Below are 12,959 nucleotides of genomic sequence, written 5' to 3'. Positions count from 1 at the left end.
TCGCTCCCGTGGACGAGCGCCTTCGAGGGGATACAGCCGTAGTTGAGGACAGGTCCCGCCGTAGGCGTCGCGTTCGACCAGCGTCACGTCGAGACCGTGCTGTGCCGCCCGTATCGCTGCGACGTACCCGCCCGGCCCCCCCACCGACGACCAGCACGTCCGTCCGGTCGTCGGCCGTCGACGGCGCCGCGCCCCCGGTCCGGGAGACGGCCGGCGTCGGGTCGGCGTCGCCGTCGTCGCTCTCGTCGTCTCCGACCCGCGAGACGGCCGACTGTGGGCCGTCGTCGGTTCCCTGTTCGTCACTCCCCGACCCGCGAGACGGCCGGCGTCGGGTCGGTGTCGCCCTCGCCGCCCTCGTCTCCGACGCGGGAGACGACCGACTGTGGACCGTCGTCCTCATCCTCCGCGTCCGTGGTCGTGTCCGCCCCGGCAGACGGGTCGTACCGCAGGAGAACGTCGCCGACGGCGACGGTGTCCCCGGCGGTGGCGAGTCGCTCGGTCACCGCCATCCGTTCGGGCGCGGCCACCTCGACCACGGACTTGTCCGTCTCGATGTCTACCAGTCGCTCGCCCTCCTCAACCGTCCCGCCGGTCTCTACGTGCCAGTCCACGAGCGTCCCGTCTTCGCTCCCGTCGTCGAACGACGGTACCGTGTACTCTCGTGCCATCGAGTCCACGTCGGTGCTGGACCACTATATTGCTTTTGTTGTACAATACACCGGAGATCGATAGCGCCAAGACAGTGGAAGTACTCTACAGTGCACCGATATACACCAATTTCCCGGCCAGTGCGATGCATTGAAGTGGGTAGAAATTTAGATTAGATACAATACTACAATACTATGAGTGAGCTGAACCCGACGCAGACGAGTGGCTCGCGCGTCTCGAAGACCATCGAGTTCTTCGGCCCGCAGTGGTTCGGGTCGACGATGGGGACCGGTGCCGTCGGCGTCGCCGTCGCGCTCGTCGCCGCCGAGTTCGACATCGCGGCGCTAGAGGTGGTCGCACAGTTTTTCGTCGCGTTGACGGCGGTGTTGACCGTCGCCTACACCGTGCCGTGGCTCTCGCGGATGTGGCTGTACCCCCGGCGGGTCTGGGCTGACCTGACCCATCCGATCCGCGGCCAGTTCTTCCCGACGATGCCGATAACGCTCGTCGTCCTCGGCCTCGGTATCGCCAGAACGATGAGCGACGTCGTGCCCACGGCGGTCCTCGACCCGCTGTTGACGGCGCTTTTCGTCCTCGGGAGCGCCGGTATCTTCGGATTCGGTCTGCTGGTCGTGACGGTCATGTTCACGAACGACGCTATCGGGACCGAACACGGCGTCTTCGCGTGGTACATCCCGCCGGTCAGCCACCTCGTCATCCCGCTTTTGGGATTCGAACTCGTCGCCGGACACCTCGGCGGCACCCCGACCGGCCGACTGGTGTTCGTCGTCTCGACAGTCGCGCTCGGTATCGGGACGTTCATGTTCCTGTTTTTCGGGGCTATCGTCCTCTTCCGGTACGCCTACGAGAGCCTCCCGCGGGAGAAACTCGCGCCGACGTTCGTCATCGGACTGGCGCCGACGGCGGTGCTCACCATCGCCATCGCGAAACTCGCCGCGGCCCTGCAGGGCGGGGCCGTCCTCGGCATCGCCGCCGAACCGGTCGTCCCCCTGTTGCGCCTGCTCGCACTGGGACTGTGGGGGTTCTCGGCGTGGTGGTTCGTCCTGACCGTCGCGCTGGTCACCTACTACGTCTCCCGTCGGACCCACCCGTTTTTCTTCACGTGGTGGGCCTACACGTTCCCGATGGGCGCGTTTGCGCTGTCGGCCGGGTCGCTCGGTCGGTTCCTCGGGTTCGCACCGCTTTCGTACGTCCTCGTGGCGGTGACGGCGGCGCTCGTCGTCGTCTGGACCGTCACCGCGGCGCTCACCGGTCGGATGATTCTCCGCGGTGACGCCTTCGTCCCGGAGTGACGCCGCCGGGACCGAACGGCTTAATCCCCCGAGCCGAGTAGATTGGGTGGCAGCGGGAGCCCGGCCCCCGTGCCCCTCGCGGGGCATGAGGAAAGTCCCCCCACCGTCCGGGCAGGTGACCGGGCGCAAGCCCGGGGCGGGAGACCGCCGGCACTGGAACAGAAACGACACCGCACTCCGCGACCAATGACGTGCGCGACGCCCGACTGACGAAGGCGACGCCGGCCGCCGCCCAAAGGCGGCCGCGCCGGACCGCCGAGAAAGGAACGGCAAGCTAACCCACAGAGGGTGCGTCCCGGCTTCGCCGGAACGTGGCGGACGGGCCACTGGCCCGCCCGTCGACCGGAGTGAACGGATGGAACGGCGAATCCTCACCGGTGCAAGTCCGTCCCGTATGGTAGCCCGGACACGGGACGGACGCCCAGCCGAATGCCGGGCCGAACAGAAGGGGGCTTACTCCCCGCAGCCACTCTCACACTCGCGAGCGGCGCCGCCAGCTATTCGGGCCGCCCCGGCGAACGGCCGGTATGCACGTCCTCGTCCTCGGCGGCACCGGACTCATCTCGACGGCTATCACCCGGCAACTCCACGACGCCGGCCACGACGTGACCGTCTGCAACCGCGGCGAGAGCGAGGCCGACATCCCCGAGTCGGTGTCTCACGTCCGGGCCGACCGCTTCGGCGACGACTTCCCGCGGCGGGTGTCCGGCGTCGACGCCGACGCAGTCATCGATATGCTCTGTTTCTCCGACCACGACGCGAATCTCGCGGTCGACGCCTTCGCGGGCGAGGTCGAACAGTACGTGATGACCTCCTCTGTCGACGTCTACCGCCGACCGGTCGACGCCAGTCCGGTCGCCGAGTCCGCGCCGCGGCGGCCCCCGACAAGCGACTACGGCGCGAACAAGGTCGCGGCCGAGGACGCCGTCCGGGCGGCCCACGACCGCGGGGCGTTCGCGGCGACCATCCTGCGCCCGTGGACGACCTACGGCCCCCACGGGAACGGGAACCTCTGTCACACCTTCGGGGTCGACACGACCTACCTCGCGCGCCTCCGGGACGGCGCGCCGGTCGTCGTCCACGGCGACGGCACCGGCCTGTGGGGCCCCTGTCACCGCCGGGACGTGGCGCGGGCGTTCGTCGGCGCCGTCGGCAACCGGACGGCCTACGGCGAGACGTACAACATCACCGCCGAGGCGGTCCCGACGTGGGAGCGGTACTACCGCGTGCTGGCCGACGCGGTGGACGCCCCCGACCCCGAGTTCGTCCACGTCCCGACGGACGTGTTGCGCGACGCCGCCCCCGACCGGACCGACTTCCTGGCCGATCACGGCCGCTACAGCACCACCTTCGACACGACCGCCGCGCGCCGGGACCTCGGGTTCGATCAGACGATTCCGCTGGAACGCGGCGTCCGCGAGGTGGTCGAGTACCTCCGGGCGCGGGACCGTATCGACCGCGGCGACGACGGCTGGATCGACGGCCTGATCGCGGAGTGGCGGGACGGGACCGCCGGCGTCCGGTCGGGCGAGTGATCAGGACTGTTCGAGGAACTCGAAGCGCGCGCCGCCGTCGAGGCTCTCGGTGACGCGGGCGTCCCAGCCGTGGGCGTCGGTGATCTGTGCGACGATGGCGAGGCCGAACCCCGTCCCGTCCTCGGCCCTGGTGTACCCCGGTTCGAACACCTGCTCGCGTTGCTCATCGGGGATTCCGGGGCCGTCGTCGGCGACGTAGAACCCTCGTTTCTGGTCGCCGCCGGCCCGCGTCGTGGTCGCCATCGGGTCGACCGGCCCCACTGTGACCGTCACCTCGCCCGGGGGGTGTTCGTCGGCGTTTCTAAACAGGTTCTCGAACAACTGCCGCAGGCGGTCCGGGTCGGCCTCGACCCGACACTCCCCCACCGCCGAGAGCGTCACCGACGGGGCGTCGGAGGTAGTCAGCGACTCCCGTGCGAGGGCCACCACGTCGACCGGTTCCGTCTCGGCGATGTGTCGACCCTGCTGTGCGAGGGTGAGGAGGTCGTCGACGATGGCCTCGATACGGCGGTGGGCCGCCCGGACGCGCTCGAACGCCGCCGAGTCACACGTCTCCTCGGCGAGTCCGAGGTTCCCGTCCGCGACCTGCAGGGGGTTGCGGATGTCGTGGGAGACGACCTGTGCGAACTCCTCCAGTCGCTCGTTGCGCTGTCTGAGGTTGCGCTCGCGCCGCCGAGAGTCCGTGATATCCCGGGTCGTCCCCCGGACGAGGACGACCGTCCCGTCGACCGACTGGGGGTAGCCACGAACCCGGACCCAGCGGGGTTCGTCCTCGCCCAGTCGCGCGTCCACGTCGAAGGACTCGCCCGCGTCGGCCGCGCGCCGGAACGCCGACCGGACCGCTTCCCGGTCGTCGGGGTGGTAGTCCGCGACCGACTGGTCGAAATCGAGGGGCGTCTCGGGGGCGTGACCGTGAAGCCGCCGCAGCGACTCGGTGGTGTGGAACGCGCCGCTCCGGGCGTCGTACGTCCACGCGCCGTAGCCCTCGACCGCCTGTCCGACGCCGTAGCGGTCGCGGTCACGCTCCCGGTCGACGGCGGCCGCCACCGCCGCCGTCAGTCGGTCGCCGTCCGCGGCCACGGACGCCTTCCCGAGCGTGGCCGTCACGCCGGCCGCGACGGCATCGCCGACGGCGACGGGGCCGTCGGCGAGCAACACGAACGGCAGCGTTGGGTCGACCTCCCGGAGCCACGCGCAGAGGTCGGTCCCGGCCGTCTCGGGGAGGGTCTGGGCCGAGACGACGCAGTCGAAGGCAGCCTCGGCGATTCGGGCGCGCGCCGCGCCAGCGTCGTGAACGAGTTCGACAGTCCCGCCGGACAGCGCCGCTTCGAGCGCCGTCACCGCCGGGCCGGCGAACTCGCGGTCGCTCTCGACGTAGAGTACGCGGGAGGGCCCGACCATCGTTTCGTACTATCGCCTATGTTGACATAAAACGTCGGGCGGGAGCGAGTCGTTGGTTTCGGCTCGCTCGGACCGTGGGAAACCAGTACACACAATAGCGCCGGTGTGAAAAGGGCGGGTGTGGACCGCGACGCCCTCACGATCGCGCTCTCGGACGCGTTCGACGCCGACGACGACGAACTCCGGGTCGTCACCCGACAGGCACGGGACCTCGCGGACGCCGGCACCTACGCGGCCGACCTCGACCACGAACTGACGCCCGAGGTGATCGTCGAGCACCTCTCGGACGCCCCGGAAGGGTACTCGCTGGCCGAGGCCTGGAACTGGTGGCTCGGATCGCTAGAGCTCTCCCACGGCGGCTACACCCGTTTCGAGGTCCGGACGACCGGGGCCTGACCGCTCCGGAAGCTATATCGCCCTCACAGCGGAAGCGACGGATATGAATCTCGAAGGCAAGCGGCTGCTGGTCACCGGCGGGGCGGGGCTGATCGGATCGGCGCTGCTCGACCGTCTCGCGCCCGACAACGACGTCACTGTGGTCGACGACCTCTCGAACGGCGTCCGCGAGTCAGTGCCCGAGTCGGTCACATTCGTCGAGGGCGACCTCACCGACCCGGCGGTCTTAGAAGACACGCTCACCGCCGAGTTCGACGCCGTCTGTCACCTCGCGGCGGACAAGTACGTCGACAGCGACCGCCCCCGCGAGCAGATGGAGCGCAACGAGGCGATGACGTTCAACGTCCTCGAACGGATGGACGAGGTCGGCGTCGAGAAGATACTGTTTACCTCCTCCTCGACGGTGTACGGCGAGGCCCCGCGGCCGACGCCCGAGGACTACGCGCCGCTGGAACCGATCAGCGTCTACGGCGCAAGCAAACTCGCCGAGGAGAGCCTGCTGTCGACGTACGCCCACAGCCACGACTTCACCGTGTGGAACTTCCGGTTCGCCAACATCGTCGGCCCGCGCTACGGCGCCGGCGTCGTCCCCGACTTCGTCTACAAACTCACCGAGGACCCCGAGTCGCTGACCATCCTCGGCGACGGCCGCCAGGAGAAATCGTACATGCACATCGACGACTGCATCGACGCGATGTGTCACGTCGTCCAAGCGGCCGATGGCGCGATGAACACCTACAACCTCGGGACGCGGACGACCACCTCGGTCACGCGCATCGCCGACATCGTCAGCGAGGAGATGGGTCTGAACCCCTCCTACGAGTACACCGGCGGCGACCGGGGCTGGACCGGCGACGTGCCGAAGATGCGCCTCTCGGTCGAGAAACTGGCCGCGCTGGGGTACGAGCCCTCGCTGTCCAGCGACGAAGCCGTCCGGCAGGGGGTCCGGGACCTGCTCGACGGCGCCGAGAACGAACCGCATCTGGGGTGACAGAGTCAAACGGCCGTTTGAGCTTCCCGAAGGCTTCTTCTATGGGGTGTGACTTTCCGGTCGAGATGCGCACGTCCCTCCTGCTGGTCGCGCTCTGCTGTGGGCTCACGCTCGCGGCCGGGGCGGCGGCCAGTCCGACCGACGTATCGCCCGCGGCCGACGATCCGATGCCGGTCGCCGACAACGGGACCGACGGCAACGACACCGCCGTCGGCGTCTGTGTCGTCGGCGTCGACAGCCCCTGCAACGGCGAGCGCTGGGACGGTGACAGGAACCGCACCGCCGGCAACGGGACGCTGACGCCGGTCGACGGCGGCGACCGTCCGACCGACGACGCACAACCGCCGAAACTCCCCGACGAGAACCGGACCGACGGCGACGGCACCGCTGTCGGTGTCTGTGTCGTCGGGGCCGACAGTCCCTGTAACGGCGAGAACTGGGACGGCGACCGCACGCCCGCAAACGACAGCGGCGAACGCCTGCCCGTCGACGGCGGCGACCGCACGCCCGCGAACGACAGCGAGTCGGCCGACGTAGGTGTCTGTCGGGTCGGCGTCGACAGCCCCTGTAACGCCGACCGCTGGTCGGGACTACCGGTCTCACTCCACGCGGTGCCCAGCGGCGACCTGATCACCGACACGCTCTCGCGGTTGCTCGGCGCGCGGCCTAGAGTCGTCCGCGGAGGACCTTCGCGGCCGTCAGCACGGGGTCCCACACCGGCGAGAACGGCGGTGCGTACGCCAGATCCGCGCGTTCGAGGTCCGCGACGGTCGCGTCCTGTTCTATCGCCATCGCGAGGATGTCGACCCTGATCGCCGCGCGGTCGGCGCCGGCGATGGTCCCACCGAGCAGGCGGCCGCTCTCCCGGTCGCCGACCAGCGTCACCGTCGTCTCGGCGTTGCCGGGGTAGTACCCCGAGCGCGACCCCGAGGTGATGGTCTCGCTCACGGGGTCGAATCCGGCTTCGCGGGCCGTCTCGTGGTCGACGATACCCGTCCGGCCACACTCCAGATCGAGGCCTTCAGGACGGCCGTCCCCGCGACGGTCCCGACGGGTTCGGGGTCGCCGGCGATGGTCTGGCCGATGGCTCGCCCGGCGCGGTTGGCGGTCAGACCCAGCGGCACCCACGTCCGCTCGCCCGTGACGGCGTGGGCCATCTCGGCCACGTCGCCGGCCGCGTAGACGTCCTCGGCGGTCGTCCGGCCGTAGTCGTCGACGGCGACGGCGCCCGACTCACCGAGTTCGACGGGCGTGTCCGCCAGCAAGTCCGTGTTCGGCCTGATGCCGATACCGACCAGCGCGAGGTCGACCGCGAGAGTCTCGCCGTCGCCACAGACTAGACGGTCGACCGCGCCGTCGCCGGTCAGTCGGTCGACCTCGGTCCCGAGGTGGAGCGTGACGCCGTTCCCCCGGAGTCTCCGCGACGCGGTCGGCGACGGCCTCGCCGAACGGCGGGACGAGGTGGTCTCCGCGCTGGAAGAGGTGGACGTCGAGGCCGTGGGCGGTGAACGCCTCGGCCATCTCGACGCCGACGTAGCCGCCGCCGACGATGGCCACCGTCTCGGGCGGGGCCATCCGGCCGTAGCGCTCGACCGCCTCGGTGTCGACGTACGCCTCGCCGCCGACCGCCGCGCGGGCGTCGACCGATGGGTCAAAGAGGTGTGCCCGCACCGCGGCCGCCGAGTCCAGCCCGTGCATCGTGTGGACGCCGTCGAGGTCGTGGCCCTCGATGGGGTCGGTCAGCGCGTGGGCACCCGTTGCGATCAGCAAGTCGCCGTACGGCTGTTCGAAGTGCCCGCCCGGGCCCGCGACGGTGACCGTCCCGGCCTCGGTGTCGACGGCGAGTACCTCGTGGCCGCGCCGGAGGTCGATACCACGCTCGGTTATCTCCTCGGGGGACAAAGACAGCAGGTCCCCCAGACGTTCGACCTCGCCCTTGACGAAGTACGGCGTCCCGCAGTGGGCGTACGACACCCACTGCCCGCGTTCGAAGACGACGACCTCCCGGTCGGGGTCCTCGCGCTTGCACTTGCTCGCGGCGCTCAGACCGGCCGCGTCACCGCCGACCACGACGAACGGGTCTGTCATAGCTCCCGCTACGCCGGCCGGCCCCCTAACTGTGTGGGCGCCGGATGATATGATTATCTTCCGTGATATTCTGTGGCGAGGATATAAGTGATCGCTCACGAACAGGTCGGCTATGCCGTACTACGACGAACCGTACGCGACAGCGTGGTACGACGAGGACGCCGACGCGGTGGTCGGCGAACTGACGGAGTTCACCGACGGCGAGGCGTTCCGGACCTACATGGAGGCGCTCATCGACGCCATCGAGGACACCGGGACAGACACAATACTCGCCGATACGAGCGAGTTCGACTCCGCGCTCACCGAGGAGGATCAGGTGTGGTCGGTCAGGGACTGGGCGCCCCGGGCCGAGGAGGCCGGACTGGAGCACATGGCGATGGTGATGCCCGAGGCCGTCGTCGCGGAGATGAGCGTCGACAGCATCGTCGAGATGGCCGACGACTCGCTGAACAGGGAGTTGTTCGACGATTTCGAGGCGGCCAAGGCGTGGGCCAGAGAGCGGTAGGTCAGCGGCCGCGCGGCGGGACGTAGAGGTTCAGCGTCTCCAGCGCGGCGTCGTCGTCGGCCCCGATTTCGTGGCGTTCGCCCGCGTCGATGCGGACGAGGTCCCCCGGTTCGAGGGGGTACTCCTCGCCGTCGACGACGGCCCATCCGCGGCCCGCGTGGACGAACAGCCACTGGTCGGCCACCGGGTGGTAGTTGGTCGGGCCGCCGGTCGACTCCCCGGGCGCGAGCGTCATCTGTGCGGCCTGTGCGTCGGCCGTCTCGGCGACGACCTGGAAAAACCGATCGAACTCGAGGTGTTCGCGGTGCATATCCCCGTGTCCGAAGCGCGGGCTGAAATCCCTTTCCGGCTGGGCGAGGATATCTCGCCCGCGGTCGCAAGGGCCGAAATCTCCCCCCTGACCGCCGAAGGGCCGGCGGTTCGCGTGACTCAGTCCTCGTCGTCGGTGTCGACCCACGACCGGCCCTCGCTGGGGTCCTCCTCGCGGAGGGTCGGGACGTACGACCGGCCGGCGGGGCCGCCGACGAGGACTTCCCGGAACGACAACTGCCGTTCGACGCCGTCTTTCCGGACCGACTCGACGCGGCGTTCGGTCGTCTGGAAGTAGTTGACGACGGTCACGAGCAACACGCCGCCGATGGTGTTGCCGAGCAACACCGGGAGGATGAACCCCGAGAGTGCGGGCAGGACGGCGGCCTGCCCCTGGAAGACGAGGTACATCGCCTCGGTGAAGGAGACGACGACGTGAAAGAGGTTGCCAAGCGGCACCGCGAGGAAGGCGATGAACACGAGCACCAGTCGGGAGATGGTGTCGCGGGCGGCGAAATCGAGCCAGACGATGCCGGCGACGATGAGGCCGGCGAAGCAAGCCTTGAAGAACAGGTCCCAGAACGGCGTCTGGAGGCCCTTCTGGGCGATACTGGTCGCGGCCGCGGCCGTCGAGGCGTCGAAGACGCCGGTCTGGGAGAGGACGAGGGCGCCGACGATACCGCCGGCGAAGTTCCCGACGAGGACGACGACCCACACCCGGAGCAGCGCGGGGACACTCGCCAGGCGTTCGAGGACGAGCGCGACCGGCGGGAGCGTGTTCTCGGTGTACAGTTGGTAGCCGCCGAGGATGATGTAGACGAAGCCGATGGGGTAGAGGATGACGCTCAGTATCGGGTCGCCGCCGGTCTTGGCGTACAGCGTGGCGTACAGCAGAAAGGTGAGCGTGATCGCGAAGCCGGCGGCGAGGCCGCTGAAGAACAGCTCCCGGACCCCGGTGTCTATCTCCTCGTCGGCGGCGGCGACGATGCGCTGGAACACCTCGTCGGTCTCGAATCTGTCGCGGACGACGGCCCCCACCGCGGGCGCGCCGTGTTCGGATTGTTCGACGCTCTCTCGGAGCGATACGTCGTCCTCGGAGTCGGCCATCGGTGACCACTCTGTGGGCAGTACCGATAAAACGTCGTCATTCACCCCGGAGGGCGGGGCTTACCGCTCTGGGTGTGTCGGCGCGTCGAAGCCGCCACGAACCAACGGTTTCGCGACGTGGCGGCGAGCGACCGGCGGCACCTCGTACCAACCCCGCTCTATGTCGCGGTCGAGTGGCCGGTCGACTTTCCCCGGCGCGGTCGTCGAACAGTCCCGACAGCGATACCCTTGGTCGGCCCCGGCGCTCTCCATCGACCGCCCGCAGTCGGGGCAGTCGGGCGTCACCCGTTCGGTCCGCACGAGGGCGCGGACGGCGAACTTCTCCAGTTTGAGCGTCCCGTCGCTCACCTCCCCACAGAGGGTCAGGTCGTCGCCGACCCGGAGCGCCCGGACGCGGTCACGGAAGCGCTTTGTGGGTTCGAACGCCGCCACCTCGATTGTCGCCTCGCCGTCGCCGACGGTCAGGAAGACGTGGCCGCCGGCGCGGGTCGCCGGCGACTCGCGGACGGTGGCGTCGAGGCGGTACGAGCGGCCGTCGGTGGCTTCCCCGACCGTTCCGTCCCGGACGTGGGCGTCGGTCCCCTGGTTGGTGAGAAACAACTGCGAGTCGGCGACGGGTTCGCCCTCGATTGCGGCGGCGACCGCCCGGCAGGCGTCGGGGTCGTCCCCCCGGATGCCGTACAGGATGGGGCAGGGCGTCCGCGGGACACAGACCGCCGTCCCCTCGACGCGGTCGACGGTGTCCCAGACGCCGGGGTAGGCGTCCTCGGCAGCGGTGAACACCGAGTCGCGGTCGACCTCCCGTTCGGTCCCCCAGCGGTCGCGCTCGCGGTAGGCGATGTGCTCGTAGGTCCAGTCGTCGTGGGCGCGCCACGCGCCGACGGCCGCCAGCGCACCGATGAGGCCGCGACCGTTGCCGTCGCTGAGTGTCTCGAAGCCGGCGTCAGCAGCGAGTCGGCGAGCCGTCTCGACAGCGCAGTGGTCCCGGACCGCCCGGTCGGTGAACGCGGCGACGGCGTCGGGGACGGCCTCGGGCGAGCAGTCGGCGACCACCGCGCCGGGGTTGGTCCGCGGCCCTCGGTCGCGGCCATAGCAAGCACCGCCCGGGCGTGGTCGCGGGCCGTCGGCGCCGGGGCGTCGGTGTGGACCGCCAGCGCGGCGTTGCCCCGTGTCTTGTGTTCGACGGCGGGGTTACACCGCACGAGGAGGACCCGCGCGACGCCGTGGCCGGCTGCCCGGAGCCGGTCGGCGAGGGTGGCGGCGGCGTAGGTCGTACACATCCCGAGTTCCCGGGAGTCGGTGTCGTCGAGGCCGACGAGTGTCACGGCAGCCAGTAGCCCGCTGTCGGACTAACGGGTTTCGGTCGGGCCATACGTATTTCCGGATCCGGGACAAATGTTGCCGACAGATGTCTGATACGGCCGAGGACACCGACGAACGGCCGCCGGGGTCGGACGAGGTGAGCGTGTCCGTTCCCGGGGCCGAGCAGTTCGCCCACTACACCGAGGTGTTCATCAACTACGTCGAGTTGGTCGCGGCGGCGGTGTTCGCGGCCCTGTTCGCCATCGGCGTCCTCGACCTGATCGCACAGATCGTCACGGCGTCGCTGGACGGCAGCATCACCGATCCGCTCGTCGTCATCAGCTTCATCGACACCGGACTGTTGCTGTTGATCATCGTCGAGGTGTACCAGACGGTCATCGCGTACACGACCCGTAGTGAACGACAGGAGATCGTCCGGTTGGTCATCTTCACCGGCGTCATCGCGATGATACGGAAGGTGATCATCTTCCGGACCGGGGAGTACGCCAGTACGACCGACGCCTTGCTCGCGGCGGCGGCGTACACGATGATCATCTTCGCGCTCGTGACGCTGCTGATCGTCGAGTGGTACCGCAGAGAGTAGCACAGCGCTTCTATATCAATCCACAGGGTCGGTGCGTGCAAAACCGCCAGAGGCAGGCGTTACGGCCGCCACAACACATATATACGGTGAACTACTTACGTTGGACGTGATACCGCGATGTCCCGATCCGCACTGGTCGAGAACGTGACCGCGATGCTGTCGGACGCAGGCTTCGCCGTCAGCGAACGGTGTGCGATCCGACCGAAGAGTTTCGATGTCGCCGCCCGGCGAGGGCGGGACACGATACTCGTGAAGATACTCGGGAACATCGACGCCTTCGACGGCCAGACCGGCGCGGAGATGCGCCGACTCGGCGAGTACCTCCGGGCGACGCCGATGGTCATCGGCCTCCGGACCCGTGACGAGGAGTTGAAACCGGGCGTCGTCTACTTCCGTCACGGCGTGCCCGTCCTCTCGCCTGACACCGCGATGGACCTGTTCGTCGAGGAGGTGCCGCCGCTCATCTACGCCGCCCCCGGCGGCCTGTACGTCAACATCGACAGCGAAATTCTCGCCGACGCCCGCGAGGACCGCGAGTGGAGCCTCGGGAAACTCGCCAACGAACTGGGCGTCTCCCGCCGGACCGTCTCGAAGTACGAGGACGGGATGGACGCCTCCGTCGAGGTGGCCGCGAAACTGGAAGAACTGTTCGAGGCACCGCTGACCGCCCCCGTCGACGTCATCGACGGGGCCGACGACGTCCGTGACGACGAACCGACGCCCGAGGACCCCCGACGCCGAACCGCTCGCAGTCACTGAC

Annotated in this window: 9 protein-coding genes, 1 other RNA gene and 5 pseudogenes; 8 read left to right on the top strand and 7 right to left on the bottom strand. The window is 69.1% G+C overall.

Annotated features, from left to right (window positions below):
* Nucleotides 1–157 (bottom strand): annotated as a pseudogene (locus GJ629_RS09800) (FAD-dependent oxidoreductase); the annotation flags it as partial.
* A gap of 142 nt (nucleotides 158–299) precedes the next feature.
* Nucleotides 300–668 (bottom strand): biotin/lipoyl-containing protein, encoded by a 369-nt coding sequence (locus GJ629_RS09795; protein WP_157512799.1) that lies wholly within the window; start codon nucleotides 666–668, stop codon nucleotides 300–302.
* A 174-nt stretch (nucleotides 669–842) separates the two neighbouring features.
* Here GJ629_RS09795 and GJ629_RS09790 point away from each other — a divergent pair, with 174 nt between their 5' ends.
* From GJ629_RS09790 to GJ629_RS09780, 3 genes are all read left to right on the top strand, one after another.
* Nucleotides 843–1,961 (top strand): C4-dicarboxylate transporter, encoded by a 1,119-nt coding sequence (locus GJ629_RS09790; RefSeq protein ID WP_157512798.1) that lies wholly within the window; start codon nucleotides 843–845, stop codon nucleotides 1,959–1,961.
* A gap of 48 nt (nucleotides 1,962–2,009) precedes the next feature.
* Nucleotides 2,010–2,429: RNase P RNA component (gene rnpB, locus GJ629_RS09785), an RNA gene on the top strand.
* Nucleotides 2,430–2,488: 59 nt separating this feature from the next.
* Complete coding sequence (locus GJ629_RS09780; RefSeq protein WP_157512797.1) at nucleotides 2,489–3,496, top strand: NAD-dependent epimerase/dehydratase family protein; 1,008 nt, start codon at nucleotides 2,489–2,491, stop codon at nucleotides 3,494–3,496.
* On the opposite strand, the gene GJ629_RS09775 is transcribed toward GJ629_RS09780, so the two are convergent.
* A complete protein-coding gene (locus tag GJ629_RS09775) occupies nucleotides 3,497–4,897 on the bottom strand; it encodes a hybrid sensor histidine kinase/response regulator (protein WP_157512796.1) in 1,401 nt (466 codons plus the stop codon).
* Nucleotides 4,898–5,017: 120 nt separating this feature from the next.
* Between GJ629_RS09775 and GJ629_RS09770 the strand changes: the two genes are divergently transcribed.
* Both GJ629_RS09770 and GJ629_RS09765 read left to right on the top strand, forming a co-directional pair.
* The gene (locus GJ629_RS09770; protein ID WP_370515855.1) at nucleotides 5,018–5,293 is read left to right on the top strand and encodes a hypothetical protein; all 276 of its coding nucleotides are present in this window, start codon (nucleotides 5,018–5,020) and stop codon (nucleotides 5,291–5,293) included.
* Between the two features lie 43 nt (nucleotides 5,294–5,336).
* A complete protein-coding gene (locus GJ629_RS09765) occupies nucleotides 5,337–6,284 on the top strand; it encodes an NAD-dependent epimerase/dehydratase family protein (RefSeq protein WP_157512795.1) in 948 nt (315 codons plus the stop codon).
* A 666-nt stretch (nucleotides 6,285–6,950) separates the two neighbouring features.
* Here the strand turns inward: GJ629_RS09765 and GJ629_RS09760 are convergent.
* Nucleotides 6,951–8,372: pseudogene (locus GJ629_RS09760) on the bottom strand (FAD-dependent oxidoreductase).
* Between the two features lie 112 nt (nucleotides 8,373–8,484).
* Here GJ629_RS09760 and GJ629_RS09755 point away from each other — a divergent pair.
* Nucleotides 8,485–8,877 carry a hypothetical protein gene (locus tag GJ629_RS09755; protein ID WP_157512794.1) on the top strand — a complete coding sequence of 131 codons (393 nt, stop codon included), beginning with the start codon at nucleotides 8,485–8,487 and terminating at the stop codon, nucleotides 8,875–8,877.
* A 1-nt stretch (nucleotide 8,878) separates the two neighbouring features.
* Here GJ629_RS09755 and GJ629_RS09750 read toward each other — a convergent pair whose 3' ends face one another.
* From GJ629_RS09750 to GJ629_RS09740, 3 genes and pseudogenes are all read right to left on the bottom strand, one after another.
* Nucleotides 8,879–9,187 (bottom strand): cupin domain-containing protein, encoded by a 309-nt coding sequence (locus GJ629_RS09750; RefSeq protein ID WP_157512793.1) that lies wholly within the window; start codon nucleotides 9,185–9,187, stop codon nucleotides 8,879–8,881.
* A gap of 155 nt (nucleotides 9,188–9,342) precedes the next feature.
* Nucleotides 9,343–10,293: pseudogene (locus GJ629_RS09745) on the bottom strand (formate/nitrite transporter family protein); the annotation flags it as partial.
* 60 nt (nucleotides 10,294–10,353) lie between these two features.
* Nucleotides 10,354–11,618, bottom strand: a pseudogene (locus tag GJ629_RS09740) (DUF1743 domain-containing protein).
* Between the two features lie 83 nt (nucleotides 11,619–11,701).
* On the opposite strand from GJ629_RS09740, the gene GJ629_RS09735 reads away from it, so the two are divergent.
* Nucleotides 11,702–12,199, top strand: a complete 498-nt coding sequence (locus GJ629_RS09735; RefSeq protein ID WP_157512791.1) for a phosphate-starvation-inducible PsiE family protein — start codon at nucleotides 11,702–11,704, stop codon at nucleotides 12,197–12,199.
* A 117-nt stretch (nucleotides 12,200–12,316) separates the two neighbouring features.
* Nucleotides 12,317–12,931: pseudogene (locus tag GJ629_RS09730) on the top strand (transcriptional regulator); the annotation flags it as partial.
* Between the last annotated feature and the right edge of the window lie 28 nt (nucleotides 12,932–12,959).

Origin of the sequence: Halapricum sp. CBA1109, from assembly GCF_009741825.1 — an archaeon.
Taxonomy (GTDB): domain Archaea; phylum Halobacteriota; class Halobacteria; order Halobacteriales; family Haloarculaceae; genus Halapricum.
Note: the sequence above shows the minus strand (reverse complement) of the source record. Positions and strands in the feature narration are given on the sequence as shown.